Here is a 23,214-nt window from a genome sequence, read left to right on the forward strand (position 1 = left end):
TCTGGGCATAGATGGGGTCTCGCCGGTTGGCTAGAATCACGGGGAGGCGAGTGGGTAGGAGATTGAGATGAGCCAAGACGGCACGCGGCTGAGCACGAAGCTGTTCACCACGGGAGGGCTTCTAGCCGCGGTTGGCGTTGCCTTGTCGCTTTTGGATGGGCGAGCGACCGGGACAGCCGTTCTTCTCTGGGCCCCCGCGGTTGTGACGCTCATTGGCGCAGTAATCGCATTGGTGTTGGAGAAGCTGGGCTATCAGTTCCCTGAATCCACCCGCCGACCAGCCGGCGGGTTGCTCCTCGCCGGGGTCCTGGCCGTAGTGGTGGGGGTGTCGATCCTCGTGTTTGGGCAAGCAGTCGGGGCCGCGCTGCTATTCGGGGTCATCGGCGTGGTGATGATCGTCGGCGCCCAGGTGATCCGGTCCCGTCATTCCTCTGGGAACAGATAGACCTTCTGCCCCGGCTCGTGCTTCTTCGTACGGGACTCCAACTCGTAGCAGCCTGAGCAGTGGTACTCGCGCACTGAGTAATCCCGCGGCCGCTCGCCCGTGGTGTGGTCGAGGGGCTGCCCGCAGCCCTTGCAGAGCCCGCTCTCGTAGACGGTGAGGGCCAGAGCGATGAGGCGGTCCTTCTGGGTCCACTTCTGGGTGGGCTTGCGTTCACCCCGAAGGGTCGAGATGGACACACCCCACGCCCTGGCCGCACGCGCTTCGACTAGAGACTGGTCTCCCCGGCCGTCGTTCCACGCCTCGACGATTTTGGGACAGACTCCTCCGGGCTGCCCTGCGTGACCTTGCGGAACGCGTCGTTGAGCTTCCTCACCTGGCCGTCGCCGAGCTTGTTGTTCAGCTCTCGCAGGTGCTCAGGGGACAGCTTGGGCTCCACGACCGCCGCGGCGAGGATGTGGAGGCTGGTCTCGAATGAGAGGTACGTGTTCGAAGCGTTCGATGCCACGTCGCGGACGATCTTTTCCACCTCGCGCTGTTCCGTGATGCCCTGGCGCTTGCACGACACCTTGGCTTCCTCGCGGGCGTCCTTCGCGATCTTGTCGGCCTTCTCGCGGTGCTCCTTCCGGACCCGCTTGGAGATCTCTTCTATCTCATCGGGGCCGAGCGGCTGAATCCAGAAGGTGACCGCGGAGTCATGGAACTCCTGGGCGAGTGCGTCAATGCGGTCATTGAGATCCCGCACGGGCCCGCCGCCCATCGGCGCCTCGTCAGGCACGTCCAGCGCTTCCAGTTCGTGTTCGAGGGCGGCGATCTCGTCGGCGAGGTCCGGCTTGGTGTAAATCTTCACCGGGGTGCGTCGACGGCGGATGCCAGCAAGGAACTCATCTGGATTGAACTCGGTTTCTGCCACGGGTCTTTCCTTTCTCAGTACACGGGTGGTCACGGGTCGATGAAGGCGGACCTGTGGGGCCGGGGACCCGTGTGAAACCCGGCCCCACAGGCGTTTTGGGGTCAGCCGCCGCTACCGCCGGCTGCGGCCGTGACCGTGCCGTTGAGCCACATGTCCTGATAGGCGCCGACGATCTTGCGCTTGACGTAGCCGGACCGGTCGACCTGCTGAGGGTTGTCGGTGAGGAACTCGAACCCGTCGACCTCGTCGCCTTCCTCCCACGGGTCAGTGGACTTCTTCGACGTTTCGCGGTGGTAGATCCACAGCCGCGTGCCCTTGACCTTGGTGGCCTGGAACACTGCGTCGCCGATCTGGTCCGCTTCGGTCGGTTCCGCAGTCCCGTCGTCTGCGAAGTAACGGAAGGGAGTGAACTCGATCGTCGCGTTTGAGGCGCCGAATGCCTGCGCGTTGCCTTCCACGCAGAGAGGCTTCTCGTCCACGGTCTCTGACGCGGTCGGGGTGACGTTGTAGTCGGACGAGAGAATCCGGCACGACGCGTCGATACCGTTGTTGAGTTCCTGCACCGTGGGGTGCAACGGATCAGCGGGCTTCTGGTTCAGCAGGGCCACTCGGGTGTGGCCATCAGCCAGAGACAGAGGCATGTCAGTTCTCCTTCTTCGGTTCTGTGACCCGAGTGACCTGGGCCTTGGGTTCCCGCTCCTTCTGTTTCTGGAGGGGGGTCTTGCGGAGGTTCGGGAAGATCGCGAAGTGCGACTCCGGTACCTTGTGCGGGAGCTTCTGCCCGGTGGTCGTGTCGTAGGCGTCGCGGAACACGGTCTTGTCGTCAGCCATGAGGGGCCTCCTGAAATGACGGAAGCCGCCCCGGCGGGAGCGGCTTCAACGGTTACGGTGGTCAGTGTGTCGTGAGGGCGCGGAACTCCATCGGGAGGAACTGCCGCGGTGGTGTTTCGTCTGGGTCTTCCCCGACTTTCGCGCCGTTCGGGACCTGCACGTACGTGGTCCCGCCCGGGCCGTCCTGACGGTGGAGCCTCGCACGGACCGTGGCGGCGGTGGTGAGGACTTCCATCGCGGTGTGGGCTGCGACAGTCACGATGCAGCCCCAGGAGATCCCCGGCGCAGTCATATCCAGCGGCGCCTCTGCAGGCTCGTCTCCCGCGTCTGGCCAGAGCACGATGTACGGTTTGATCCGTCCCTCGCCTGTCGTGGGCACCGTTTTCGGGACGGACCCGACATAGACGGTCGTGTGGGGGATCCCAGTGAGCTTGTCCCGGACGTCCGCGGTAAGCGCGCTTCCAGTGGTCATAGCTCGACGATCTTCGCCATGGCCTGTTCGAGTGCAGGCAGCTGCCTGTCGAACGCCGGGCCCATGAACGGGTGCGGGCGTGACCGTGACGTCCCGTACTCAACGAATGCCCCGTACGCGGCGGTGGGGCCCGCGACGGCTGTCGTCCCGCCGGTGTCTTTCGTTGCGTCGAACCCGATGCTGTTCTCCAGGTTGCCTGTCTGGTTCTGGAAAGTGTGGTTGCGTTTCGCGTCAGAGACGATAGATGCTGCGGTGGCCCGGACTGCCTTATCCGCGAGGATTCCCGCGCGGCCTGACGCTCGGGTGAGATCCGCGGCGAACGATCGCAGTTCAGATGCGTCGATCCTGGGCATCACGCCTCCTGGTTCAGGTTGTCGATGCACACGAGGTCGCGGGTCCAGTTCGTTGAGGCGTACTGGACATCAGTCACCTTCAGCTGGCGGCCGACGAACGCTGGGTCGTCAGGGCATTCGGTGATTCTCACGAGAGGTGATTCTGCTTCTGCTCGTACCCGCTGCACTGTCAGTGGGAGAGAGACGAGGTACGGGCGTACGGTTCGTGTCTCGGCCACGACTTCGTTTGAGGTGGCGGTGTTGATGGGCTGGACCGAGCATGGGCCGGTGTACAGCAGTTCACCCTCGGGTGGGTTGTCGTAATCGGGGACTTCTGGCCAGTCCGGCTGGGTTGTGATTCGGCACCGCGCAGTGAACCATGCTTCGGCGGTCTGGGTGTGGTGCTGGGACCAGCCGTCAGGGACGACCTTGTGATTCGGGAACGGCATCAGAGCCTCCCGTACGGGGAGAACTCCACGATCCCGAAGTGCGAGTCCTCAGCTGCAGACTCGTCCTCGGCGGCCGCCTGTGCCCGCAGGGACGCGGCATGCTTCCTCAGAGCGTCAGCCACCGCGGCGCCGTTCGTCTGCCTGTCCTGGGTCCGCATGACCTTCGACAGCAGCGCCTCAGACGAGGCGATCGCGTCCAGCGCGTCCGCCGCGGCACGCTTCACCGACAACTGCATGTCCAGGAACCCCCGGATCATGTCATCCGACAGGATCGGGGGGTCTCGCAGGTCGGCGATGAGGAGGCGCACCTGGCCTGTGGGAGTCGAATAGTCCATCATGCACCTCCAAGGGAGGCCTGGCCGGGACGCCGGGAGCAGACGCCCCGGCCAGGGGTAGGTGGTCAGCCGCCCGTCGAAGCGAACGTGCCGATCGGGTCCAGGGTCGTGCCACCGAGGATGTGGCGGACCCGGTAATCGGTGGTGTCGTTGTCGAACGACCCCTCCGCCGGGGAGATCGCTCCGCCACCCACAGCGGTGCCCTGGTCGGCCTTCACTCGAAGGTCCGGGTTCTCCCGGCCCCGGAGGAACCCAGCCACCAGCGCCGGACGGGCAGCGTTCGGGTCCGGGAAGATGTACCAGGTCTTGTTCGCGTTCTCCGACCGGTCCACCACGGGCAGCCAATGCTGGATCACGAGCTGGATCTGCGAGGACAGCCAGTTCCGCGACCGCAGCCTCCGGTTCCCCTGGGTCGTTTCGATCTCCACCGCGTTGAGGATGTTCTGCGCACGCGGCGCCAGACCCGGCGGGACGACGAGACGCAGACCCGGGAAGATGATCGGGTTGCCGTCTTCATCCTTGCGGGAGGTGATCGTGGTGATCGCCTCCTGAAGGGAGTCGACGGTGAGTTCCACGTTCACCGGGGCGTTGCCGTTGTCGGCGTTGAAAAGGTCCGGGTTCGGGCCTTCGGCGGTGGTGTGGAGACCGACAATGGTGTAGTCCTCGGTGTTCCGGGCTGCCTGCGCGAGACGCTGCGGCAGGGACGTGAAGTCACCGAGTTCGTCGTTGACGATCGCCTCGAACGTGATCGGCAGCCGCCGGCCGAACTTCGCGACAGTCAGCTGATACTCGCGGTCGTTCAGCTTCCCAGCCGGGTACGGGGCGCCCTGACCGACGCGCTCCAGGATCTCCTGCCCACCCAGGAGGTCCACGAACTTCTTCGGCCGGAAGTCCGGCACCAGGGAGCGGCGGACGTACTGGGACCACACCGGGGTGACGGCCTGGTAGTTCGGCAGGAGTTCACGACCCAGGACGTCCCCCAGGTAGTACGGGAAGTCGCTGGTGGACATGGCCTCCTGCAGGCGACCCAGACCGTAGTAGGAGCCGGAGAACGCGCCCTGGATGATGCGGGCGGTTTCCAGGACCTTCTCGTGGTAGTCAGCGGGGCGCTGCGGGCGGCGGAAGAACGCCGACTCGCGGAGGGCTTCCGTGCCGGCGGTGACAGCGTCACTGCCGGTGAGGATCTGCACTTCGCCCTCGATCATGGTTGCGGTGCTCATGCTTTTTCCTTTCTCAGACGAGCCGCACGCGGGCGGGTGCGGTGCCGGCCGGCTTGGAGCCACCGACGAAGTGGCCGAACAGGGTGTTCTCTGCCTCGGTGGCGGTGAGACCGCCAGAGCCGTTGACGTACACGGGCTGCCCCTCGGTGAGGGCGCCGGCGACGTCAACCTCTGCGACGGGTGCGGGGCGCACAGCGACGGTGGCCTTGGTGGGCTGGTTGTTGATCGCGCCGCGGGAGGTGATGGCGACACCGACGATCCCGCCGATAACGACCGGCTGGCCGGATACGGTGCCTTCGGGGACTTCGAGTTCGAGGGTGGACGGGGAGTCGAAGATGATGTTCTTCGCCATGATCAGGCCTCCTGAATCTGACGGCCGAACACGCCCGCGATGGTGGCGTTGACGTCGGCCTCGCTGATGGTCTTAGGCTCCGTGGAGCCGATGCCGCGGACCTGCCCGAGGCCGGACTCCTCCGCGATGCGGGCGAGGTAGGTTTCCTCGGTCTCACGGGCCTTCGCCACGACCGTGGTGAGATGGTCGGTGTCAAGGCGGCCGTCGTCGGTCAGGCGGATCTTCGGGAGGGACTCCCCCACGATCCGCTGCACCGCGGCTTCGGACAGCTCGCTGTTGGCGGAATGGACGAGGTTCTCCGCGAAGTCGCGGGCGTAGTCCTTGGCCTCGGCGAGCTTCAGCTTGGTCTTCAGGTCGGTGTTCTCGGTCTCCAGCTCGGAGGTCTTCTGCTCCAGTGCGGTGACCCGACCGGCAGCCTCTTCGAGCTCACGGAGACGGGACTCCTGAATCTCAGGCATGGTGTTCTCCTTCGTTTCCTTGTTCTCGGTCGGGTTGACCGAATCCTGTGCAGGCTTGCTCTCGGTGACCGGGCCATCGGGTTCGTCCCAGAGGTCCCGCTTGTACAGCTGCGGGGCGTCAGCCTCCAGCTTCTGGACGAACGCAGTCAGGGCGTCCCCAATAGCTCCGGAAAGCGTGATGCGCTCCTCACGGGACAGACGTCCATCGCCGTACGAGTCATCGGCGATGTTGGTGAACGTCTGATGCAGGCGCGCTTCCATCCACCCGCCGATGGACCGTGCTTCCTGGACCGGCTTGGCCGCTTCCAGGACTTCAGCGATCCGGCCACCGCGGCCAGCGACCGTGACGAAGTCGACCCGATTGAACGGTGACGGGAGGAGGCGTTCGATGATCCGGTGCTGCTGCCCGTTGACTTCGCCCGTGCTGACTTCAGCGGACGCGACGATCGAAGTGCCGAGGGTGTCAGCGAAGTCCGCGATGAGGTTGCGGTATGTGGACCCCACACGGGCTTCCGCGACGAGGGCACCATGCTCTTCAGACCAGTGGGCGTCCTCGGTGAGGACCGCGGCGAGGTTCCGCACACTGCCCTCGGGCCGGTTCTCTCGGTCCAGCGCGGAATCGTGGTCGAGGTGGCATTGAGTGCCCTTCGGCCACACCCGGTCGGCTGCTGCCTGCTGGAGGACTTCCTTGCTGTAAAAACCGGATGCGCCGATTCCGGGGCTGCACAGCACGATCTGAATGCGTCCTACACCTTCGGTGGGCGAGGCGGCTTCAGATAGCGCGGTGGTCTCGCGTATCTGCGTGGTCATTCAGGTCTCCTTCGGGTGTGGCCGGTCGTAGCTGTCGCTCTAGGGGACGTGCGCCCACGCTTTCCGGCGGACAATTGAGCTGATATGGGCCTGGTCGACGCCGAACTGTTCTGCGAGGGCCACCTGCGTCACACCGCCGGTCGCGTACCGGCGCCGGATCTCGGAAACTTGCTGGGCGGTGAGTTTCGCCGCGGAGTTGTTCTCGCCTTGGACCCCTTCTGGGTTCCTCACGGTCCAGTGGTCGCTTCCGCGGTTCTGGCGGCGGCGGGACACCATGTCGCGTGCGTTGTCCGCGGGGTACCCGCGCAGCAGGTGGTTCGGGTTGCAGCAGATGGGGTTGTCGCACGTGTGCCGTGTGACTTCATCCGGTTGAAGCGGCCCGACTTTCTGTGTCAACACCCAACGGGCGACCCGCCACCTCGTCCCTGCAATCTTCTGCACGCCGTACCCGTCTGGGTCGGTGGAGTGCGTCCAGGGCCAGCATTCGTCTGGTCCCCGCTGATCGATCCTCGTCCATGGGTCGACGGGGTCGGGGCCTTTCGGTGGGAGCACCACGCTGGGGTCCCCGAATTTCATGTATCGCTGGTAGTGCTTAGCGCAGAACCCGCGAGCGAGATGGCGTCCTTCGCACTCTGGGAAGGTGCAGGTACGCTGGGGCATGTCGAGTACCTCCATACTCGGCCGTGGTCCCGGACGGTTGCAGCCGTCGCGGGACCTCTTAACTTGGGCGATGCCGTACCCGGTGCTCCTAGCGGTCACGCGATGGTCGGCATAGGGTCGAAGATGTGAGGGAGTACGGGCACTGCGATAAGCACGCGTGGAAAGTGCGGATGATCAACCTCGACACGTCCCCGTCGCAGCTGACCGTTGAGTGCCTGGAGTGCGGCATGCTGAAGATCGTCGAGCCGCACCGGACAGGCCCCGACCTGGACTAGGTCAGCTGCGGCACGGGTGTGGGGATCATGGAGTCCCGCCAGTCCGGGTTCGTTTTCCGGACCGTCAGGTCTTGCCAGGCGACGTCACCGTTCAGGTAGAGGTCGAGGCGTTTCGGGGAGCCCATAATCGCCAGCTGGTCCGCTCTCGGGAGAGCGTCGAACCACGCCTGCGCGTCAGGGATCGCGTCGTCAGGTTCATCCAGGTCCAGGCCGAGCAGATCGGACATGGACTTGACCTTGTCGACCCGGGCGCAGCGGCCATTCGGGTGGTCGATCGGCCCGAACTCCTCCACCGGGTATTCACGGCCGTGGTTGGCGAGGCACGAGATGCACGTGTCCGTGTCGAGGGTGGCCTGCCACACCCATCCGGTGAGGATGTCCCGGTTGGCGAGGGCGTTGCGTCTGGCGGCTTCGCGGTGCGCGTCGAGCATCTCCGTCCGCGCGATCCTCGCCGCCCTCGTCAGGCCGCCGTTGAATCCCCACTCCGTCCGACGGAGGATCAGCCGAGCGACAGCGTCAGGGTGCTCCCCCAGGAAGATCCCCCGAATGATTGACTGCCGCATCACCTGCGCCTGCTCGGCAGGAATGGGGAGAGTCCGTGAGGTGATCTGCTGTGTGGAGCGATCAACGATCGCAGCCATCGCCTGCGGGTCCGTCCGGGTGAAATCCACCGCCCGAATGTCCCCAGTGGGGAGCTGGGATTGGAGGACCTGCACGTGCCCTTCAGCGGCCTCCAGGATCACCCTGGCAAGATCATCCACCAGAATCGAGTCAGTATGCCGGGAAAGCTCCACCAGGACCGCTTCCGCGTGCGTGAGGGCGTCCTGCACGCGCCGTGACCTCGCGACCATCGACGCCGGCACCCGTGTCCCCTCCGCCGTGGACAGAAGGTCCGTCAGCGCGGCGGAGAACTCCGGGGCGAGTTCGTCCCAGGCTTCCACCCACGCGGCGGTGAGCCGCCCAACCTCAGCATCCGTTAAGGACCGGATCTGCTGCCGCATCCACGCCACAGCCGCGAGAGTAGCGCTATTGATCGCCATCCGGGTCCTCGACATCGTCAGGATCCTGATAGTCATCCCTAGCGCCGGCAGCCCGGCCACGACGGAAGTCGTCAGCGAGAGCCTGCCCGGCGTTCATCTCCGGTGGGATGAACTCACCCGTCTCCGGGTCGGTGACCTGCGCGAGGATCTCATCCACATCCCGCACCTTCAACGCGCGGAGGACGAGGCGCAGCAGCACCAGCGGCGGGACGATCTCCAGACTGCCGGCGGTGGCGATCGCGTCGATGATTTCCTTCGGGTCGTCCTCGTCGATCTCCGGCCACGTGATGTCCAGCGTCCGGTCCGTGCCGCCCGCAAGCTCCACGATGATCCGGTCCCCGTCACGCGAAACCGTGCCGTTCAGGGGGCCTTGGGGTGCGATGACAGCCTGATCGATGACGTACCCGAGTGCCGCGCGGTAAAAATCCGTCCACACCTCACGGCGGGCACCGAACTCCAGCTTGGTGGGGGTGTTGAGGGTCTCAGCGACCGCGCGGGCACCAGTCTGCCCTGGGTCTGCTGAGAGGGTCGTGACAGGAAGACCGAGAGCCGCCGCGACCATCGCCAGCAGCGGACGGCCCGACTCAGCGTCGATCGTCGCGCCGGACTTCGAGACCGCTTCGATCTTCTGGTCTTCAGTCGCGACAACAGTGGCGCCGGCGCCGGTGGGGTTCGCGGGGTCGTGCGGACGGGATTCCAGGGCGAGTTTCTGCCGTTTCGCCTGGGCTTTGTTCTTCGACGACGCCTGCCACGCGATCCGCGACAGCGCCTTCGTCAACGCGGCCCACGACTCCAGGAACTCCTTGTAGCTCCTGGCCCACGGCAGTGCCGCGTAGTCATCCCCGATGCCGAACTTCCAGTGCCGGCCCCCATTGACCTTCACGTGGTAGATCGGCATGTCCCATCGCACCTCCACCCCACCGATATGGCGGGGACGGGAGCGGGGACGGTATCGCAGGTCCGGGTAGTACGCGGCACGCGTCACTGTCTCCTCGCGGCCAGTCGCCACGTCGAGGGTCGTGACGTTCCAGTCGCGGCGGTAGTACCAGACGGTGGCGCGGTCCTCCGGGTCACGGATGACGTCGGTGATCTCATCGAAATCGATCAGCCGCGGGGTGACCTTCCCCGTCAGGGGGCGGGTGACGAATGCGCAGAACAGGTTGCCGTCGGTGGCGAGAAGGTTCTCGTTCGCGATCTGCGCCTGCGCGCCGGAGAAGCACGCCCTCGTGGCGTCGTCATCCAGGAACTCCTGGATGAGGGAGTTGACGTCTTCGGTGCCGTCCGTGCCGTCAGCACGCGCCGTGACACCGATCCCCTTGCCCCACACGTACGCCGCACGGACAGCGTTGCCACGCTTAATCAGCGGACTTGCAATCGCCATCACGCGGCACAGCTCGGCGGCGCGCTGCAGCCCGTCACGGGAGAATTCCTTGGAGGACTCCCCTACAAGATTCCAACCCCTGTCTTCGAGGGCCAGCTCCATGTCAGCCAAGCTCTCGGTCAGCAGTTCAATCCGATTTAGTGCGTCTTCCAAGCGCGATTCAGAGGTAGCCTCAGACATTCAGACACCACCTCCCATCAGGCTTATGCGGCACGATCACGGTCGTTGTGAGTGAACAGGCGGTTTCGGAGTGCTATAGCGGCTTCGTTCGCGGCTTCAGGAGAGTCGAAATACCCGCCGTGGTACTGGTGGCCGTGGTGCTTTGCTTTCGCGAACCATTTGCCGCGGCTGGCGGACCAGTAGACGCCGCGGTACCCCGAGGTGTTGTTGGACGGTAGCCGGACCCTGTTTTCGGCGTTCTGCTTGGCCGAAACAACCCGTAGATGCTCTGGGTTGCAGCATGCGGGGACACCGCATCTGTGATCCAGATCGAGCTCGTCTGGGATAGGGCCGCGCTCACGTTCCCAGTTCCACCGATGGACAAGGCGTGTGCGGTTGCCGTCCCAAATGACGCCGTAACCGTGCTCGTTCCTAGCCCCTGTCCAAATCAGGTGGCCGTCGAGCATCTCGGTCCGGTGGGAGAACGCCTCTTCAGGAGTCTCGTACAGGGCACTCGCTCCGGCTTCCGGGTCTCCGTGCCGATACCAGCGTTTGTAGTGGCTCGTGCACCATCCGCGAGCGGTAACGCGTCTGTCGCAGCCGTCAATCGTGCAGGTAGAATCAGGCATCGTAGCCACTCCTCGTTAGTGGTTGCCACGCCCCCGGACGGTTGCAGCCGTCGCGGGGGCCTTTCACACAGTGCTAGTGCGGGAATATGCTCCAGCCCAGCTCGTCGATCTCATCGAACTCTTCGGCCTGCCCGGACGCGTCTTCCGTCAACGGGTTCAACAGGAGGAGGTTCACGCACTGGCTCATCGCGTCGATCATGTCGTCATGCGCGCCACCAGCACCGAAGCCCTTCGCCTCTTCCAGGAACTCCCCTACGCTCGGAAGGAGATCCGACGTGGGAAGGACAATGTCCCCGGAGAACGCGAACGGTGACACGGCCGACGCGCGTGCCATCTTCGAACCCTCCGGCTCAACCGGGATCAGACCGTTGATCTGCTGCGCGAGAGCGTTCATCACCGCGGGGCCGTTCGCGCGGTTCTCCACGAACGTCTGCACCGCTTCCGGCCAGCGAGCCCGCATGGCTTTCATCGCCTCGCACGTCGCGGTGAAGTTCATCCGCGCCCGCACCTGATCGAGCAGGTACACCTTCACGCCGACCCGAAGCCACACCTGCCCGACGACGTAATCCGAGCCCTTGGTGTCGGAGAACGTCAGATCCCACGACTGGGCGAGCTCGGTGTCGAGACGGTGCAAGCCAGGGACCGTGCGGACGCCGTTGTCGTGTTCGATCCACATCGGTTGCGAGTACCGGGCCCACTCAGCCGGGAACACGCCGCCCTCTTCCGGTGACGGGCGTCCCTGGTACAGGGCAGCCCAGTCCCGCGGGCTGGTCTCGCGTTTGCGTTCTTCCCACTGCTCCGGCGTCATGCCTCGGGTCGTGGTCAGCCACTCCCCCGGCTCACGGCCGAGCGGGTCTGTCTCCCCGAGTTCGGGCCGGTGGTCCGCCTGGGCGGGAACGTTGATGACGCGCCATTTCCCGGCCGGGTCGTTCGCGAGGATCTTCCCAAGCAGGTCTGCGGACGACCAGCGTGTCGCGGTGATCACCACAGGGGCGCCGGGCGCGAGACGCGTCAGGGCGGTCGAGGACCACCATTCCCACGCTCGTTCCTGGTAGATCGGGGAATCCGCCTCGTCACGGTTCTTATGGGGGTCGTCGATGATCATCAGCTCGGACGGTCGGCCTGTGAGGGCGGACCCGATTCCCGCGGTGAACACACCGCCCTCGTGGCCCTCTAGAGTCCATTCGGACTGGGCGGACACGTCTTGCCGGATGTTGATGTCGAGGACGTCCTGATGCATGCGGATGTCATCACGGACGGCGCGGCCCCACCTGCGGGCGACACCAGTCTCATAGGAGGCGATTGTGACGCGGGTGTCTGGCCTCTGCGTGAGGACCCAGAGCGGAAATCGGCGAGACACCCGCTGTGACTTGCCGGACTGTGGCGGGCAGGAGATCATCAACCGGGCGTCGGGGGTGTTGAACGCCCACACCAGGGCCTCATCGAACAACCGCATGAGGCCGGTCTGGTTCGTGCGGTGGTCGAGTGCGACAGCCATGTCGCCGGGAGTGTCCCACTGTGGTTTCGGTGGCTCGAAGTGCCTGGCGGCGGCCTCTGCCCAGTCCAGTGACATCACGCCGCCTTCCTGGGGGCCTCCTGCCGGTCTTCGTCGTTGTGGGTGAAGAGCTTGTTCCGCAGATCGATGATGGCCTGCTCTGGCTCTGCGACCGTGTCGAAGTAGCCGGCCACGTATTCCCGGTAGTTGTGCTTGAGCCGGGCCCGCCACTTGTTGCTCTTCTTGGACCAGTCGGCTCCACGTACCATGGTGTGCGCCCTAGGTAGCGGCTTCCGGGGTTGGTGCGACAGGAACCACCGGCAGCAGCCGGCGGGCCTCCGTGTGCGGGCAGACATGCGGCACCCGATCAGCAGTGGTCGCGGTGACACGAAACCCACACCGGTGGCAGAACCCAACGTAGACACGAGACATGGGCGGGGCCTTCCAGAGAGTGAGGGGGACCCCCGATCGGGGTTCGGGGGTCCCCTCCTGGGGTCCCCGGGCCGGTGACGTCCGCGTGTGACCGAGACCGGGGAGACTATGCGGGCATGGGAAAAGCCCCGTCCCAGTGACTACCGGGCGGGGCTTCTGATTTTTGGGCGCGCTAAACTCGAACGCCTCGATTGTACATCACGCCGGCAGGTCCAGACGAGTACCAGACGGCGCGCGCCGCCCCAACGTCTCCGCCAACTCCACCAGCGCCTCCCCACCAGGCCACGTCTCATGACACACCTGGCACTCCGCCCACGACTTCTGCGTCATCCGGTCCGTCAGAATGTGCAGCGCAGCCGTACGCCGGTCGCTGATCGTCACCTCCCGGGCGTGGCACTCCGGGCATGGTCGCTCCCACAGCTGAATCGTCCGCGGCGGGTCCAGCAGTGCACGGATCCGCTGCACCCACCCCGCCAGGAGCTCCTCCGCGTTCGCCTGCTGGCGGGGCTTCGTCATCGACCCCACCCAGATACGCAGCTTCCCGATCACGGGCCGGCGGGTGTCGTCACGGCCAGTGAGGAGGTAGTACTGCGTCGCGACGGTCTCCGCGATCTCCATCCACAAGTCCAGCGCGTCGAGCGCGACGGGAGCCTTCTCGCTTCTGCGGGAGGTGCCGCGGGCCTGCTCCCCACCAGCCTGCCTGGCGTCCTGAAGGAGTTGCAGCAGTGGCGCTTCGGCACGGGATCGCATCCCCTCGCCCTGGACGTGGTGTTGCACGTAGTGGGTCTCAGTGAGCTGGTGGAGAGCGTGGTCGAGGTTCATCAGTCGCCTTTCACGTTGACGATCTGCCGGAACTGATGCTTCACGGTCACCAGGTCCCGGGCGTCCTCCATGACCTGGCCGATGTCCTTGTACGCCTGAGGGATCTCATCGATGAAGGCGTCGGTGTCGCGGTATTCGATGCCGGCCATCGCTTCGCGTAGCTGCTGGATCGTGAACGTCTTGCGGGCTTTCGACCGCGAGTAGTTCCGTCCGGCGCCGTGCGGTGCGCTGGTAAGCGAGGCCGGGTTGCCCAGACCCTCAACCACGTACGAGGCGGTGCCCATCGAACCGGGGATCAGGCCAAGCTCGCCCTGGCGGGCGGAGATCGCGCCCTTCCTGCTCACCCACACGTTCCGCCCGAAATGCCGTTCCTTCTGCGTGTAGTTGTGGTGGCAGTTGACCTCCTCGAACCGGTCCGCCGGCACGCCCATGAGGCTGGACAGCGCCGCGAGGGTGCGGTCCATCATCTCCTCGCGGTTCAGGCGCGCGAACTCCTGCGCCCACCTCAGTTCAGCAACGTAGTGGTCGAACTCGCCCGTGCCTTCGACCAGGTACGCGAGATCCGGGTGCGGGAGGTCGATCCAGTGTTTCCGGCAGTAGTCCTGCGCGACCTTGATGTGATGCTGAGCGATCTTGTTGCCGACTCCTCGGGAGCCGGAGTGGAGGAACGCCCACACCCTAGACTCTTCGTCGACGGTGATCTCGATGAAGTGGTTCCCGGAGCCGAGACTGCCGAGCTGCAGCTCCCAGTTCGCGGCGTAATCACCGGGGGACTTCGCCCCGAACGGCGCGACCGTCTCGCCCCACGCGTGATCCAGGGCGCCGGCCCGCACCGCGGCGGACGACGTTAGTCGTCTGTTGTACTTGCCTGCTGAGAGGGGAACGGCTTCCTCGATCTGCCGGCGTAGCTCCTTCAGATCGACCCCCGAGCGGACCTGGTCTTCAGTCCACTGCGTGCGGACCGCGATCATCCCGCACCCAATGTCCACGCCCACAGCCGCCGGGATCAGAGCCCGATCCGTGGGGATCACACTCCCGACCGTCGCGCCCTTCCCAAGGTGCGCGTCCGGCATGAGAGCAATGTGCGGGTAGATGAACGGCATGCTGCTGGACGTCCGCGCCTGGTCGAGAGTCTGGTCGTCGACGATGGACGCCCACGAGTACAGGCGGTCGGTGAGCTGGTTCATTGTTCGAGCCTTTCGGCGTAGGCGTTCACAGTAACGTGCAAGGGGACCCCGCGGGCGAGGGCGTCACGGGTGGCGTAGTGCATCGCGGCTTCGAATGTTGCTTCCGTGAAAGCGGGGATGCGGGGCTCTCTGATGGTGCCGGCGTGGCGGCGGGTTGTCGCGTCCAGGCAGGCCCGGTAGAGACGCTGGCGGGCTTCCTCGCCGGCTTCCCATAGGGCGGCTTCGGTGCCCATCACCGTAGGACGCTCCGGTCTCGGACGAGAGCGGTCCAGTGCTGCCCGAACCGGACCCCGCCGGTAGGGTCGGGGAGCGCCCGGGTGAACCGCTGAACGTCCTCGCTGGAGACTTGGGTGTTCTGCGCGTAACGCGTCATGCTGCCCTCCCCAACGCCCGAAGTTCACGAGGCACAATCTCTCCGACACTCTCCACCCACACAGACGACACCTCACCCTGCACAGCGTCAGGCACCACCGTGAGGACACGCGCCAACAACTGATCGAGGATGCCCTTCAACGCGGTAGCGATGAGGCTCCCCTGCTGCTCCGCGATCCGCACCTGACGCTCCGCGATACCCGCATCCAGAGCGGCCTTCGCATACCGGGCCAGCTGATCCTCAGCGGCATGCAGCAGCCGATACCACGTGTGCTGGCCAGCCTGCTCCACCGTCTCCGATGTCGGCCCCAGCGCGCCCTCGCCGGTCTTCTCCTTCACCGTGCCGAACACGAGGTCGTCCTGCTCGATCTCCGCGACCCTCTCCCGCAGGACCAGGATCTCGGCCCGTTTCCACGCGACCAGCTGCAGCAGCGCCTCCGCCGGATCCACCGGTTCGGGCTCCCCCAGGTTCGCGAGGACCTTCATGGCTTTCTCCCGGGCGAGGTTCCGCTCTGCCGCCTGGCGGGACCGTTTGTTCGCGGACCCGTGCATCCGGCATGTCTTGGAGCCCTTCATCGCGTACGCGCCACACGGCTGCCCGGTGCGCTTCGAAACCGCGGAACAGCGGGGTTGTGAGGGGTTCCCATCCCCGGGAGGGGTTGCGAGAGGTTCGGTCATGCTCCAAGCGTGGAACACACCGGGCGGGGATTTCTAGAACCACCGGTTGAAGGCCCGCTGGTAGGTGATCGTCACACCAGTCGCCTACCCCGCACTCACTGCGCCAGCTCTGAGAACCTGACGATGCTGCGAAGCCGGGTAAGCCCGGTTTTCACCTGCCGGGGGATACCATGCGGCGCTTGTCGAACAGCTCCTTGGCGTCGGCGACAAGGAGGAATGCGGTCGCAATCATCTCTTCGCGGAATTCACCTGGTGGCGGCGTCAGCTGCGGTTCGTATTGCCACGCCAATGCATGCGCGTATGCGGACCCGGTTCGCCAATGGTCTTGTATTTTTTTGCGGTAGTCGTCAGGGTCGCCGTTGACCCCGTTCAGTCGGCCCGATGACTTGAAGATCGTCTCGGTGTTCTCGACTTTGCCGGCGAGTGAGAGGCCGTTCTTGTGCGCAAAGTCCTCAATGAACGCGAGTTCGGCTTTCGCTAGGTCGCGGTAAAGCTTGGCTATCTCCGGTAGTTCGGGTGAGATCGTCTTGGCATACACTCCGTCTTTGTGGGCAAGTGATTTCATCTGGCGAAGGTTTTCGCATGCCATCTCAAGGCCGCGCTGGAACCGAACATCAGCGTCATCGGACTCGAGCAGCCATGTGACCGTAGCCCCAGCTATTATCGCTGTGCGCGACAACGCCGCGATTGCTACCGCGTTCACACCACCAGGTTCCGTACCTGCCTCTAGGTCAAGCAGACCATTCAGCGAGTGCACACCTGCTGACATGGCTCGCACCACGATTTTTGCCAGATTGAAGTTCGCGCCGCCCTCAAAGTGCGGGTATCGAAGCGAGTCCTTGTGGAGATCTGCCCCCTCGTCGCAGTGGGGGTTTCCGCTGAACTCACGGGCCCACGACCGAATTGACGCCTGATAGTCAGAGGTGTCCTCCATGTCCATATGGTAGCCCCATGCGACACGAGTGCTCATCGAGCTCTCTCAGGTCCGTCACCGCACCAGCCCGTAATCCCGTCGAGCCGCCTCCCGCGCCTTCACCAAGCCAGGGGCGAACGCCGCAGCCATAGATTCACCAGCAGCCACAGCAGCACGGGCTATCCCCCACATGGCCTGGACCGACCGCCGCGCCTGCCGGCGCCGCTCCACGACCCCGTTGCGCTGCACCGCCATGACGTGTGCTGTCTCTCGGGGCATCCCTGCCCGGATCAGCTGGACGCGGGTCTTCTTGATCCGCCGCCGCTGCGGCTTCGGAGTCGACGCCATCTCAGTCCCCCTCCAGCGCCTCGGTAATGGCCCACACGGTCGGGCATGGGTACGGCTTGGGGCCGCGCTCGTCGGCGCAGACATCGCACTCCACACCGCGCCCGCCGATGGATGAGTGCGCCTCCAGCACAGCCCGCAGGGCCGCGACGAGGCGGGGCACGTCCTCACGGGTTTCGCGCCAGAACGCGCACGGCCACTCCACCTCGTCCTCATCCTCGCCACCCGAGCACATGTCGCACACGTACTCCACGTCGAGCAGGTAGGGAGCGTCGGGACAATGCCTGGTCGCCGCGTCCGCCCGGGCCTGCACCTGATCCAGATAGTCGGTCGCGTCACTCATCGTCGTCTCCAATCACCGCGCGGAGGGCAGCGCGGGCCTCATTCAGGCGGGCCTCGCGCATCTTCCCTTCCGCCTCTAGCTCCGCCGACTCGCCTGGTAGCAGGGCGTCGATGGCACCCGCCGCCCGCTCCACGGCCCTATCGGACAGCAGCGCCTCACGCTGCCAGCGGGCCATTTCCACCAGGCCCGCGCGCATATCAGCCGCAAAATCGGAGCCACCTAAGATTCGCCGCCCGGCCTCCCCCTCGGCCCGCTCGTCCCAGCTAGTCATCGCTGCATCAGCTCCGTCAGGTGACGGTCAGCCCGGTGCACGCACCGCGTGCGCGCGTGCTGAGCCTCCTGGTCAATCTCGCCAGCCCCGCGATATGGACCGACCCACCCGTCCAATCCGGCACCATTTCCGTCATCCCAGGCTCCGCCGACGAGGCGTATCGCTTCCTCCACAATTAAGGCGACCTCAGCCCGCGTGAACACGTCGTCACTCATCGTCCTTCTCCAGCTTCTCGATTGCCTCTCGGTATGCCTGCACCTGCCGCAGTGCCTCGTCGCGCGACTCGCGCGCGCCCTCCAGCTCGACCTCTTTCACGGTCAGCCGCTCCGCCCTGTCCGCGAGGCAGTCCTGCCACCAGGCCAGCTTGTCGCGTAGCACCTGTACTGGTGTGAGTCCCTTACTCACCTGTCCGTCACCACCCTCACGCCGCGCTCGGCCAGCCGGTCGGCGTACTCGTCCACGGCCCTCTGACTCAGCGCGTAACCGGCGAGCTCCCGCATGACATCAGCCAGCTCCTCGGCTCCCTCCGGGCGGCGCGGGGCACGCTGGAGGATGCGGACCTTCCCCCAGTCCACTCCGAACAGCTTGTGCTGCTGGTAGGCCACCCGAAACTCGACGTGATCGCCCCACCCGCGCCTCTTGATGACGAGATCGCCGCGACGAGGAAAGTCGCCGCTCTTCTCCGCCTGCTCCCAGGCCGCTTCCAGCGCCTCCAGGGTGATCGGGGCGGGGTCGCGGACCGGAGTCCAGTGACCGTCTGCCATGTCCTGGTCTGAGCGCCACGTGATGCCGCCGGGGGATGTGACCCGCCACTGGTCGGGGTCGTCAGGGTCTACCCTGGCGGCAATCCGCCCGTCCGGGTGCCGTGCGAACTCGGCCCGCGCGAAGTCCTCGGCGGTGTACTTGGTCTTGTTAGTCATTGGTCTCTCCCCACTTCTCCCTCAGCTCAGCCAGATAATCCGCGTAATACGCCTCGGTCGCCTCCGCCTGAGCCAGCACCGCAGCCAGGAAAGGCCGACGACGCTCACGCTCCTCGCCCACAGCATTCGGCCACTCAGCCTCATCAGCCAGCAGCGCCCGCAGATCGTCCAGCGACCGTTCATCCCAGCAGCCAATAGTGAGGCGTAGGCCGTCAGGCGTCGGGGCGCAATACCCCGGGCCGGAGGGTGTCTGGATGGGGAAATATCCCCACAAGTCCGTGCTCCACAGGTTCGCGACCCGCAGGTCCGCGTACCGCAGGTTCGCGCCCCACAGGTTCGCGGAGCGCAGGTCCGCGCCCTGCAGGTTCGCGGAGCGCAGGTCCGCGTACCGCAGGTTCGCGACCCGCAGGTTCGCGGAGCGCAGGTCCGCGCCCTGCAGGTCCGTCCCGATAAGCGCCCGGAGCGTCGCCTCAGTCAGCCGCTCGCCAGGGTGATCTTTACGCCACCCGGCGATCAAATCTGCATTAGTCATTGCCCTCTCCCCACTTCTCCTGCACCGCGACCAGCTTGTCGTGGTGATACACCTGATGAGCCCGCAGCACCGGCACCAGAGCCAGCAGCAGCGGACGCCGCGCCTCACGCTCCTCCCCCGTAGCCTCGGGCCACCCCTCGTCACCGGAGGCGATCTCCTCCAGGCGGTCCACGCTGCACGGCAGACATCCCACCTCCAGGTGCCACCCGTCCGGCGTCGGGACCATCGTCACTTGGCCAGACGGCAGACCCTCAAGCCGGAAGCCCCCCCACAGGTTCGCTTCACGCAGGTTCGCTCCCCGCAGGTCCGTGTACCGCAGGTTCGCTCCCCGCAGGTCCGCTTCACGCAGGTCTGTGTGCCGCAGGTTCGCTCCCCGCAGGTCCGTGTACCGCAGGTCCGTGTACCGCAGGTCCGCTCCCCGCAGGTCCGTGCACCGCAGGTTCGCTCCCCGCAGGTCCGCTTCACGCAGGTCCGCTTCACGCAGGTCCGTGTACCGCAGGTCCGCTTCACGCAGGTCCGTGCACCGCAGGTTCGCTCCCCGCAGGTCCGCTTCACGCAGGTCCGCTTCACGCAGGTCCGTGTACCGCAGGTCCGCTTCACGCAGGTCCGTGTACCGCAGGTCCGTGTACCGCAGGTCCGCTCCCCGCAGGTTCGCTCCCCGCAGGTCCGTCCCGATGATGTCCCGCAAGATCTGCGCCGTGATTCGGACATCAGGATTCTCGCGCCGCCACTTGGCGATGATCAGGGCCGCATTACTCGTCATTGGTCTCTCGCTCTCTTAGCTCTCGCCCGTCCAGGCTGTGATGGGTAATCACCCAGCCGTCACCGTGATCCGTGGGTACGTGCCCCACCTCTCCAAGAAGTCCTTCGCCACCCGCTGGTCAATCTGGCTGCCGTGGATCACGGCCTCGGTCGCCCACTCGTGTGCCATCTCCGGCGTCGCACCCTCATCCCACGAGTGCGCCCACAGGCATACTCGATTCGTCACCGCATCGTCATCGCAGGCCTGGCAGGTCACCCAGTCGTAGACTCGTCCGTCGTGGACCAGTGACGCCCGCACGTACCTTTGACCTGCCTCGATCACTCCGGTGCAGGTGCCGCACCGGTGGAGCTTCCGCGCGACCGGGGATGACTCACTCAGCAGCTCAGGCATCACTCGTCCCTCTCCGACCCGAAGGCCGTCACAAACAGCCGCCCGATGAACCGCGGCACATGCCTGATAGCCAGCCACGCGACGACCACCGGCCACACGGGAGCGGCCAGCGCCAGGCGGGCTCGGGTCCGAGGAGTCCCCTCGCCGTCTGCCCACAAGGCCGCAGCGAGCCCCGCGCAGCCAACCACGCCAGGGGCGTACACGAGCGCCAGCAGGAACTCGATCAGGTCGCTCATCGCCCCTCCTTCGCCATCTGCACAGCGGCATCCATCGCTTCGGGGAGGGTGGCGCACCGGATGTAGGCGCTTGTCCTTCCCTTCGGGATTGATGGGTGCGCCCAGCTTGCGCCCGCAGCTACGACCACGAGTGGCACCGGATGGCGGGGACACCCCCGCAACCCAACGCACTCGGCGCGGTGCCGGTCACGCTCGATCACCAGGCGCATCTGGTCGGGGGTGAGTCGCAGGCGGATATCGCCGACGCACATCCAGTACGTCACGTGATGCCGGAAGTAGCCCACGGCCGCCCACACCCGCCCCTGCCGATCTCGGTACCGGCCAGACGCCAGGATGTCGTCAACGGTCGGGTTCATCGCCCCTCCTTCGCCATCAGCACAGCGGCATCCAGGGCCTCGGGGAGGGTGTCGTGATTGTCGATAAGCTCCCACGGGCTACCCGTATAGGCCGCGAATGCCCAGCCCAAGGCGATGACATGCGGGACCGGATGGTCACCGCACTTCCGCAACCCAGGGCACTCGGTGCGGTGCAGGTCACGGGTGATCAGGGTGTGCATGGCGGACATGCCTATCGTGGGGCCGTCGATCTCGGGACCAAACACTGCGTCGATTCGGATCTCGGACCAGGTATCTGTGACTTCGCAGTATTCCCACACCCGCCCCCGCCGATCCACGTATCGGCCGGACGCCAGGATGTCGTCAACACTCACACCCCCATCGAACCCGGCCCGCCCAGGTTTCTCTAGAACCACCGATCACACCTCCCCAGGACGCTTAAACAGATCCCGAATCCGGCGGCGGACTTCCTCCGGCATCCCCGTGCGCCGGCGCCGGCGAGCCTCCAACTCCCGAAGACCCTTCTCCCTGGCTTCCCGCTGCAACCGGGCATCCCGGACGCCCCGTGCCAGGTACACCACGTGCCCCGGCTTCACCCAGTCAGTCGACTCGCGGTGGTGTTTCTTCACCGCCTCGAAAGCGTCATCCACGTCGATGTCAGCCAAAACCTGGTGCCAGGCGATGATTGTCTCCGGGGTGAGGCGCCGGCCGTCCAGCTCCCCAATGAAGGCCAGGAGCTTCCCCGTCTCGTCGGGTGTCATGGGTGTCTCCTTCGGTCATGCGTCGTACCGCCTCCACGGCGGCGAGATTGCCTTGGATCCGGGACTCAGCCCGGCTGGGTGGTCGCCCGCCGCGGGGCGGCTCTGGCGGGTTAAGCCAGGCGTCAGCGTTGAGCCACGTAGCGGCGTTCTTCGTGAACTCGTCCTCGCGGTTCGGATCAGCCGCGTACCTGACGGCGCCGGCGAGGATCTGTTCCCGGTCGGCCCGTTTGAGTGCTCGCTCCCACGCTCGGAGGGCTGCGCGCTTGTCGGCCTTCTTCGGGTACGCCTGCCAGAACTCCTCGAACGCCTCCGGGTACGATCCGGCGCCGTTCTCGGCGCGGAGCAAGGAGCTGGAGTTAGTAGCAGGAGCAGGAGCAGGAGTAGGCGAAGTTTGATTCGGGCCTAACTCAACTTCATCCGAACTTTGATTTGCCCCTAACTGAAGTTCGGCTTGGCCCTGCCCGGGCTCCTCGTGAGGGTCAATGGAGGGCTCATCTAAGACCTCCAGCAACTTCGATTTGCCCCAACCCCGGAGCTGCGGCTGAGCCTCTCTCAGAGACCTCAGCTCGTGGACGATCAGACCCCGGAGCCGGATCGATGACGTGGCCGCGTACGCGCTCGCCACGGACACGGCCATCCGCTCCTGCCCGATCAGGCCATCGTGCTTCATCCACTTCCGCACGAACGCCTCTTCCGTGTCGTCATCGAAGAACACCACGCGCTGCTCCTGCAGCTCCGCGGCAGCCGCTTCGACCTGTCCCAAAGTCCACTCCTCCGACAGCGCAGCGAGCCGCTTGGGGCGCCAGTCGGCGACACCGCAGTAGGAGAGGCTGGGTGAGGTGACCAGGACGAAGTAGAGGTGCTGGGCGCGTGGGGATAGCCGGCGGAAGCCAGCGGACCCCCAGATCCCGATGTTGATTCGAGCGTGGTCACGTGCCATTACGCGCTCCGTGGTCGGTTCACGTACAGCATCAGCTTGTCCGGCCGGAACCCCGACCAATGGTCATCACCCGTCACCACAACCGGTGCCTGCGAATACCCCATAGCCCGCACCGCCTCCATGTCCATGGGTGACTCCGACAGGTCCACCACCCGCGGGGGCTCCCCCGCGTCCCGGAGGTACTTGATGGTCTGCCGGCACTGGATACACCCCGGCAGCGTGTATACCGTGATCATGGAATCTCCTCGATCGTGAATGTCATGCCCGGCTTTCCGGGCTCTCCAGCCCGCATATCCGGCCCCAGAAGATGGTCGTCGTTGTCGTCAGGGATCAGGCCGTAGTCCACGAGCCCGTCAATGCAGCTCTTCGCAGTCAGGAGGACGTTGTGCGCGTCCGCCCGGCCTCTCCTGGACCGGTGGACCTCCACGGTGATGTGGACCCGCTGGAGGCCCTTCGGAAGCTTCTGCGCCTGCGCACATGTCCGCGCGAGCATCCGCCATTGCTTCACCAGGCGAGACCGCTGCGCCCAGTGGATCCGCTGATTCGAGGACAGCCAGAGAGCTTTCTGCCGGCCGGTCTTCGTGTACCCCATCGGGGCAGGTATGAACAGCCTCATTGGCGCCCCTCCTTCGTCAGCCGGGCGCGCTCCGCCCGCCACTCCACCGGATGACACACCGGCGCCGGCGGCTCCCCAGGAGCATCCGGCACGAATGAACAGCAG

General features: G+C 65.6%; 37 protein-coding genes. 1 reads left to right on the top strand and 36 read right to left on the bottom strand.

Going from position 1 to position 23,214, the window contains the following annotated elements; translation table 11 throughout:
- Window positions 1-67: 67 nt before the first annotated feature.
- Complete coding sequence (locus IEW13_RS05860; RefSeq protein WP_188550006.1) at window positions 68-445, top strand: hypothetical protein; 378 nt, start codon at window positions 68-70, stop codon at window positions 443-445.
- Here the strand turns inward: IEW13_RS05860 and IEW13_RS05865 are convergent.
- From IEW13_RS05865 to IEW13_RS06030, 36 genes are all read right to left on the bottom strand, one after another.
- On the bottom strand, window positions 424-681 hold the full coding sequence (locus tag IEW13_RS05865; protein WP_188550007.1) for a hypothetical protein: 258 nt from the start codon (window positions 679-681) through the stop codon (window positions 424-426). The two genes, IEW13_RS05860 and IEW13_RS05865, sit on opposite strands and share 22 nt — an antisense overlap.
- Before the next feature lie 29 nt (window positions 682-710).
- Window positions 711-1,355 carry a hypothetical protein gene (locus IEW13_RS05870; protein ID WP_188550008.1) on the bottom strand — a complete coding sequence of 215 codons (645 nt, stop codon included), beginning with the start codon at window positions 1,353-1,355 and terminating at the stop codon, window positions 711-713.
- Window positions 1,356-1,456: 101 nt separating this feature from the next.
- The gene (locus tag IEW13_RS05875) at window positions 1,457-1,996 is read right to left on the bottom strand and encodes a phage tail tube protein (protein WP_444544407.1); all 540 of its coding nucleotides are present in this window, start codon (window positions 1,994-1,996) and stop codon (window positions 1,457-1,459) included.
- 1 nt (window position 1,997) lies between these two features.
- Window positions 1,998-2,186 carry a hypothetical protein gene (locus tag IEW13_RS05880; protein WP_188550010.1) on the bottom strand — a complete coding sequence of 63 codons (189 nt, stop codon included), beginning with the start codon at window positions 2,184-2,186 and terminating at the stop codon, window positions 1,998-2,000.
- A 61-nt stretch (window positions 2,187-2,247) separates the two neighbouring features.
- Entirely contained in the window at window positions 2,248-2,658 is a 411-nt protein-coding gene (locus IEW13_RS05885) for a hypothetical protein (protein ID WP_188550011.1), read from the bottom strand.
- Window positions 2,655-3,011, bottom strand: coding sequence for an HK97-gp10 family putative phage morphogenesis protein (locus IEW13_RS05890; protein WP_188550012.1), 357 nt, complete (start codon window positions 3,009-3,011; stop codon window positions 2,655-2,657). The genes IEW13_RS05885 and IEW13_RS05890 overlap by 4 nt, the downstream gene beginning before the upstream one ends.
- Entirely contained in the window at window positions 3,011-3,439 is a 429-nt protein-coding gene (locus IEW13_RS17350; RefSeq protein WP_229744957.1) for a DUF6093 family protein, read from the bottom strand. Before IEW13_RS17350 ends, IEW13_RS05890 begins: the two co-directional genes overlap by 1 nt.
- The gene (locus IEW13_RS05895; RefSeq protein WP_188550013.1) at window positions 3,439-3,777 is read right to left on the bottom strand and encodes a hypothetical protein; all 339 of its coding nucleotides are present in this window, start codon (window positions 3,775-3,777) and stop codon (window positions 3,439-3,441) included. The genes IEW13_RS17350 and IEW13_RS05895 overlap by 1 nt, the downstream gene beginning before the upstream one ends.
- A 62-nt stretch (window positions 3,778-3,839) precedes the next feature.
- On the bottom strand, window positions 3,840-4,994 hold the full coding sequence (locus tag IEW13_RS05900; protein ID WP_188550014.1) for a phage major capsid protein: 1,155 nt from the start codon (window positions 4,992-4,994) through the stop codon (window positions 3,840-3,842).
- Window positions 4,995-5,007: 13 nt separating this feature from the next.
- Window positions 5,008-5,346: a DUF2190 family protein gene (locus IEW13_RS05905; RefSeq protein WP_188550015.1), complete on the bottom strand. Its 339-nt coding sequence runs from the start codon at window positions 5,344-5,346 to the stop codon at window positions 5,008-5,010.
- A 2-nt stretch (window positions 5,347-5,348) separates the two neighbouring features.
- Complete coding sequence (locus IEW13_RS05910; protein ID WP_188550016.1) at window positions 5,349-6,614, bottom strand: hypothetical protein; 1,266 nt, start codon at window positions 6,612-6,614, stop codon at window positions 5,349-5,351.
- Window positions 6,615-7,545: 931 nt separating this feature from the next.
- A complete protein-coding gene (locus tag IEW13_RS05915) occupies window positions 7,546-8,589 on the bottom strand; it encodes a phage minor head protein (protein ID WP_188550017.1) in 1,044 nt (347 codons plus the stop codon).
- Window positions 8,576-10,072: a hypothetical protein gene (locus IEW13_RS05920; protein ID WP_188550018.1), complete on the bottom strand. Its 1,497-nt coding sequence runs from the start codon at window positions 10,070-10,072 to the stop codon at window positions 8,576-8,578. The genes IEW13_RS05915 and IEW13_RS05920 overlap by 14 nt, the downstream gene beginning before the upstream one ends.
- A 101-nt stretch (window positions 10,073-10,173) precedes the next feature.
- Window positions 10,174-10,758 (bottom strand): HNH endonuclease signature motif containing protein, encoded by a 585-nt coding sequence (locus IEW13_RS17805; RefSeq protein ID WP_188550019.1) that lies wholly within the window; start codon window positions 10,756-10,758, stop codon window positions 10,174-10,176.
- 73 nt (window positions 10,759-10,831) lie between these two features.
- Window positions 10,832-12,256 (bottom strand): phage terminase large subunit, encoded by a 1,425-nt coding sequence (terL, locus tag IEW13_RS05930; RefSeq protein WP_229744958.1) that lies wholly within the window; start codon window positions 12,254-12,256, stop codon window positions 10,832-10,834.
- A 74-nt stretch (window positions 12,257-12,330) separates the two neighbouring features.
- On the bottom strand, window positions 12,331-12,522 hold the full coding sequence (locus IEW13_RS05935) for a hypothetical protein (protein WP_188550021.1): 192 nt from the start codon (window positions 12,520-12,522) through the stop codon (window positions 12,331-12,333).
- A 361-nt stretch (window positions 12,523-12,883) separates the two neighbouring features.
- Window positions 12,884-13,507: a DUF7341 domain-containing protein gene (locus tag IEW13_RS05940; RefSeq protein ID WP_188550022.1), complete on the bottom strand. Its 624-nt coding sequence runs from the start codon at window positions 13,505-13,507 to the stop codon at window positions 12,884-12,886.
- Window positions 13,507-14,694 carry an RtcB family protein gene (locus tag IEW13_RS05945; RefSeq protein ID WP_188550023.1) on the bottom strand — a complete coding sequence of 396 codons (1,188 nt, stop codon included), beginning with the start codon at window positions 14,692-14,694 and terminating at the stop codon, window positions 13,507-13,509. Before IEW13_RS05945 ends, IEW13_RS05940 begins: the two co-directional genes overlap by 1 nt.
- Complete coding sequence (locus IEW13_RS05950) at window positions 14,691-14,930, bottom strand: hypothetical protein (protein WP_188550024.1); 240 nt, start codon at window positions 14,928-14,930, stop codon at window positions 14,691-14,693. Before IEW13_RS05950 ends, IEW13_RS05945 begins: the two co-directional genes overlap by 4 nt.
- Entirely contained in the window at window positions 14,927-15,067 is a 141-nt protein-coding gene (locus IEW13_RS05955) for a hypothetical protein (protein ID WP_188550025.1), read from the bottom strand. The genes IEW13_RS05950 and IEW13_RS05955 overlap by 4 nt, the downstream gene beginning before the upstream one ends.
- A complete protein-coding gene (locus IEW13_RS05960) occupies window positions 15,064-15,618 on the bottom strand; it encodes a hypothetical protein (RefSeq protein ID WP_188550026.1) in 555 nt (184 codons plus the stop codon). Before IEW13_RS05960 ends, IEW13_RS05955 begins: the two co-directional genes overlap by 4 nt.
- Before the next feature lie 277 nt (window positions 15,619-15,895).
- Window positions 15,896-16,678: a hypothetical protein gene (locus IEW13_RS05965; protein WP_188550027.1), complete on the bottom strand. Its 783-nt coding sequence runs from the start codon at window positions 16,676-16,678 to the stop codon at window positions 15,896-15,898.
- A gap of 328 nt (window positions 16,679-17,006) precedes the next feature.
- Window positions 17,007-17,345, bottom strand: a complete 339-nt coding sequence (locus IEW13_RS05970) for a hypothetical protein (RefSeq protein ID WP_188550028.1) — start codon at window positions 17,343-17,345, stop codon at window positions 17,007-17,009.
- Window positions 17,338-17,616: a hypothetical protein gene (locus IEW13_RS05975; protein WP_188550029.1), complete on the bottom strand. Its 279-nt coding sequence runs from the start codon at window positions 17,614-17,616 to the stop codon at window positions 17,338-17,340. Before IEW13_RS05975 ends, IEW13_RS05970 begins: the two co-directional genes overlap by 8 nt.
- 207 nt (window positions 17,617-17,823) lie before the next feature.
- Window positions 17,824-18,021 (bottom strand): hypothetical protein, encoded by a 198-nt coding sequence (locus tag IEW13_RS05980; protein ID WP_188550030.1) that lies wholly within the window; start codon window positions 18,019-18,021, stop codon window positions 17,824-17,826.
- Complete coding sequence (locus IEW13_RS05985) at window positions 18,018-18,536, bottom strand: hypothetical protein (RefSeq protein WP_188550031.1); 519 nt, start codon at window positions 18,534-18,536, stop codon at window positions 18,018-18,020. The genes IEW13_RS05980 and IEW13_RS05985 overlap by 4 nt, the downstream gene beginning before the upstream one ends.
- Window positions 18,529-19,068, bottom strand: a complete 540-nt coding sequence (locus IEW13_RS05990) for a pentapeptide repeat-containing protein (RefSeq protein ID WP_188550032.1) — start codon at window positions 19,066-19,068, stop codon at window positions 18,529-18,531. Before IEW13_RS05990 ends, IEW13_RS05985 begins: the two co-directional genes overlap by 8 nt.
- The gene (locus IEW13_RS17355) at window positions 19,061-19,831 is read right to left on the bottom strand and encodes a pentapeptide repeat-containing protein (protein WP_229744959.1); all 771 of its coding nucleotides are present in this window, start codon (window positions 19,829-19,831) and stop codon (window positions 19,061-19,063) included. Before IEW13_RS17355 ends, IEW13_RS05990 begins: the two co-directional genes overlap by 8 nt.
- Window positions 19,832-19,879: 48 nt before the next feature.
- Window positions 19,880-20,221 (bottom strand): hypothetical protein, encoded by a 342-nt coding sequence (locus IEW13_RS06000; protein WP_188550033.1) that lies wholly within the window; start codon window positions 20,219-20,221, stop codon window positions 19,880-19,882.
- Window positions 20,221-20,457 (bottom strand): hypothetical protein, encoded by a 237-nt coding sequence (locus IEW13_RS06005; RefSeq protein WP_188550034.1) that lies wholly within the window; start codon window positions 20,455-20,457, stop codon window positions 20,221-20,223. The genes IEW13_RS06000 and IEW13_RS06005 overlap by 1 nt, the downstream gene beginning before the upstream one ends.
- Complete coding sequence (locus IEW13_RS06010) at window positions 20,454-20,813, bottom strand: hypothetical protein (RefSeq protein ID WP_188550035.1); 360 nt, start codon at window positions 20,811-20,813, stop codon at window positions 20,454-20,456. Before IEW13_RS06010 ends, IEW13_RS06005 begins: the two co-directional genes overlap by 4 nt.
- On the bottom strand, window positions 20,810-21,166 hold the full coding sequence (locus tag IEW13_RS06015) for a hypothetical protein (protein ID WP_188550036.1): 357 nt from the start codon (window positions 21,164-21,166) through the stop codon (window positions 20,810-20,812). The genes IEW13_RS06010 and IEW13_RS06015 overlap by 4 nt, the downstream gene beginning before the upstream one ends.
- Window positions 21,167-21,211: 45 nt before the next feature.
- On the bottom strand, window positions 21,212-21,553 hold the full coding sequence (locus IEW13_RS06020; RefSeq protein WP_188550037.1) for a replicative helicase loader/inhibitor: 342 nt from the start codon (window positions 21,551-21,553) through the stop codon (window positions 21,212-21,214).
- The gene (locus IEW13_RS17885) at window positions 21,450-22,493 is read right to left on the bottom strand and encodes an LvrA C-terminal domain-related protein (protein ID WP_505952477.1); all 1,044 of its coding nucleotides are present in this window, start codon (window positions 22,491-22,493) and stop codon (window positions 21,450-21,452) included. The genes IEW13_RS06020 and IEW13_RS17885 overlap by 104 nt, the downstream gene beginning before the upstream one ends.
- On the bottom strand, window positions 22,493-22,729 hold the full coding sequence (locus IEW13_RS06025) for a glutaredoxin family protein (RefSeq protein WP_188550038.1): 237 nt from the start codon (window positions 22,727-22,729) through the stop codon (window positions 22,493-22,495). Before IEW13_RS06025 ends, IEW13_RS17885 begins: the two co-directional genes overlap by 1 nt.
- The gene (locus tag IEW13_RS06030) at window positions 22,726-23,109 is read right to left on the bottom strand and encodes a RusA family crossover junction endodeoxyribonuclease (protein WP_188550039.1); all 384 of its coding nucleotides are present in this window, start codon (window positions 23,107-23,109) and stop codon (window positions 22,726-22,728) included. Before IEW13_RS06030 ends, IEW13_RS06025 begins: the two co-directional genes overlap by 4 nt.
- Between the last annotated feature and the right edge of the window lie 105 nt (window positions 23,110-23,214).

This window comes from Sediminivirga luteola (assembly GCF_014639315.1).
GTDB classification, from domain to species: domain Bacteria; phylum Actinomycetota; class Actinomycetes; order Actinomycetales; family Brevibacteriaceae; genus Sediminivirga; species Sediminivirga luteola.

What these genes read in the sequence shown, in the direction of transcription:
- IEW13_RS05905 (WP_188550015.1), bottom strand. Translation starts at nt 5,346, where the DNA reads ATGGCGAAGAACATCATCTTCGACTCCCCGTCCACCCTCGAACTCGAA.
- IEW13_RS05975 (WP_188550029.1), bottom strand. Translation starts at nt 17,616, where the DNA reads ATGACTAGCTGGGACGAGCGGGCCGAGGGGGAGGCCGGGCGGCGAATC.
- IEW13_RS06020 (WP_188550037.1), bottom strand. Translation starts at nt 21,553, where the DNA reads ATGACACCCGACGAGACGGGGAAGCTCCTGGCCTTCATTGGGGAGCTG.
- IEW13_RS05860 (WP_188550006.1), top strand. Translation starts at nt 68, where the DNA reads ATGAGCCAAGACGGCACGCGGCTGAGCACGAAGCTGTTCACCACGGGA.
- IEW13_RS05935 (WP_188550021.1), bottom strand. Translation starts at nt 12,522, where the DNA reads ATGGTACGTGGAGCCGACTGGTCCAAGAAGAGCAACAAGTGGCGGGCC.
- IEW13_RS05910 (WP_188550016.1), bottom strand. Translation starts at nt 6,614, where the DNA reads ATGACCACGCAGATACGCGAGACCACCGCGCTATCTGAAGCCGCCTCG.
- IEW13_RS05890 (WP_188550012.1), bottom strand. Translation starts at nt 3,011, where the DNA reads ATGCCCAGGATCGACGCATCTGAACTGCGATCGTTCGCCGCGGATCTC.
- IEW13_RS05885 (WP_188550011.1), bottom strand. Translation starts at nt 2,658, where the DNA reads ATGACCACTGGAAGCGCGCTTACCGCGGACGTCCGGGACAAGCTCACT.
- IEW13_RS17355 (WP_229744959.1), bottom strand. Translation starts at nt 19,831, where the DNA reads ATGACGAGTAATGCGGCCCTGATCATCGCCAAGTGGCGGCGCGAGAAT.
- IEW13_RS05990 (WP_188550032.1), bottom strand. Translation starts at nt 19,068, where the DNA reads ATGACTAATGCAGATTTGATCGCCGGGTGGCGTAAAGATCACCCTGGC.
- IEW13_RS05945 (WP_188550023.1), bottom strand. Translation starts at nt 14,694, where the DNA reads ATGAACCAGCTCACCGACCGCCTGTACTCGTGGGCGTCCATCGTCGAC.
- IEW13_RS05960 (WP_188550026.1), bottom strand. Translation starts at nt 15,618, where the DNA reads ATGCACGGGTCCGCGAACAAACGGTCCCGCCAGGCGGCAGAGCGGAAC.
- IEW13_RS17350 (WP_229744957.1), bottom strand. Translation starts at nt 3,439, where the DNA reads ATGCCGTTCCCGAATCACAAGGTCGTCCCTGACGGCTGGTCCCAGCAC.
- IEW13_RS06000 (WP_188550033.1), bottom strand. Translation starts at nt 20,221, where the DNA reads ATGCCTGAGCTGCTGAGTGAGTCATCCCCGGTCGCGCGGAAGCTCCAC.
- IEW13_RS05880 (WP_188550010.1), bottom strand. Translation starts at nt 2,186, where the DNA reads ATGGCTGACGACAAGACCGTGTTCCGCGACGCCTACGACACGACCACC.
- IEW13_RS06005 (WP_188550034.1), bottom strand. Translation starts at nt 20,457, where the DNA reads ATGAGCGACCTGATCGAGTTCCTGCTGGCGCTCGTGTACGCCCCTGGC.
- IEW13_RS05895 (WP_188550013.1), bottom strand. Translation starts at nt 3,777, where the DNA reads ATGATGGACTATTCGACTCCCACAGGCCAGGTGCGCCTCCTCATCGCC.
- IEW13_RS05900 (WP_188550014.1), bottom strand. Translation starts at nt 4,994, where the DNA reads ATGAGCACCGCAACCATGATCGAGGGCGAAGTGCAGATCCTCACCGGC.
- IEW13_RS05875 (WP_444544407.1), bottom strand. Translation starts at nt 1,996, where the DNA reads ATGCCTCTGTCTCTGGCTGATGGCCACACCCGAGTGGCCCTGCTGAAC.
- IEW13_RS05965 (WP_188550027.1), bottom strand. Translation starts at nt 16,678, where the DNA reads ATGGAGGACACCTCTGACTATCAGGCGTCAATTCGGTCGTGGGCCCGT.
- IEW13_RS05920 (WP_188550018.1), bottom strand. Translation starts at nt 10,072, where the DNA reads ATGGAGCTGGCCCTCGAAGACAGGGGTTGGAATCTTGTAGGGGAGTCC.
- IEW13_RS06010 (WP_188550035.1), bottom strand. Translation starts at nt 20,813, where the DNA reads ATGAACCCGACCGTTGACGACATCCTGGCGTCTGGCCGGTACCGAGAT.
- IEW13_RS06030 (WP_188550039.1), bottom strand. Translation starts at nt 23,109, where the DNA reads ATGAGGCTGTTCATACCTGCCCCGATGGGGTACACGAAGACCGGCCGG.
- IEW13_RS05940 (WP_188550022.1), bottom strand. Translation starts at nt 13,507, where the DNA reads ATGAACCTCGACCACGCTCTCCACCAGCTCACTGAGACCCACTACGTG.
- IEW13_RS05970 (WP_188550028.1), bottom strand. Translation starts at nt 17,345, where the DNA reads ATGAGTGACGCGACCGACTATCTGGATCAGGTGCAGGCCCGGGCGGAC.
- terL (WP_229744958.1), bottom strand. Translation starts at nt 12,256, where the DNA reads ATGGCTGTCGCACTCGACCACCGCACGAACCAGACCGGCCTCATGCGG.
- IEW13_RS17805 (WP_188550019.1), bottom strand. Translation starts at nt 10,758, where the DNA reads ATGCCTGATTCTACCTGCACGATTGACGGCTGCGACAGACGCGTTACC.
- IEW13_RS05985 (WP_188550031.1), bottom strand. Translation starts at nt 18,536, where the DNA reads ATGACTAACAAGACCAAGTACACCGCCGAGGACTTCGCGCGGGCCGAG.
- IEW13_RS05955 (WP_188550025.1), bottom strand. Translation starts at nt 15,067, where the DNA reads ATGACGCGTTACGCGCAGAACACCCAAGTCTCCAGCGAGGACGTTCAG.
- IEW13_RS06025 (WP_188550038.1), bottom strand. Translation starts at nt 22,729, where the DNA reads ATGATCACGGTATACACGCTGCCGGGGTGTATCCAGTGCCGGCAGACC.
- IEW13_RS05915 (WP_188550017.1), bottom strand. Translation starts at nt 8,589, where the DNA reads ATGGCGATCAATAGCGCTACTCTCGCGGCTGTGGCGTGGATGCGGCAG.
- IEW13_RS17885 (WP_505952477.1), bottom strand. Translation starts at nt 22,493, where the DNA reads ATGGCACGTGACCACGCTCGAATCAACATCGGGATCTGGGGGTCCGCT.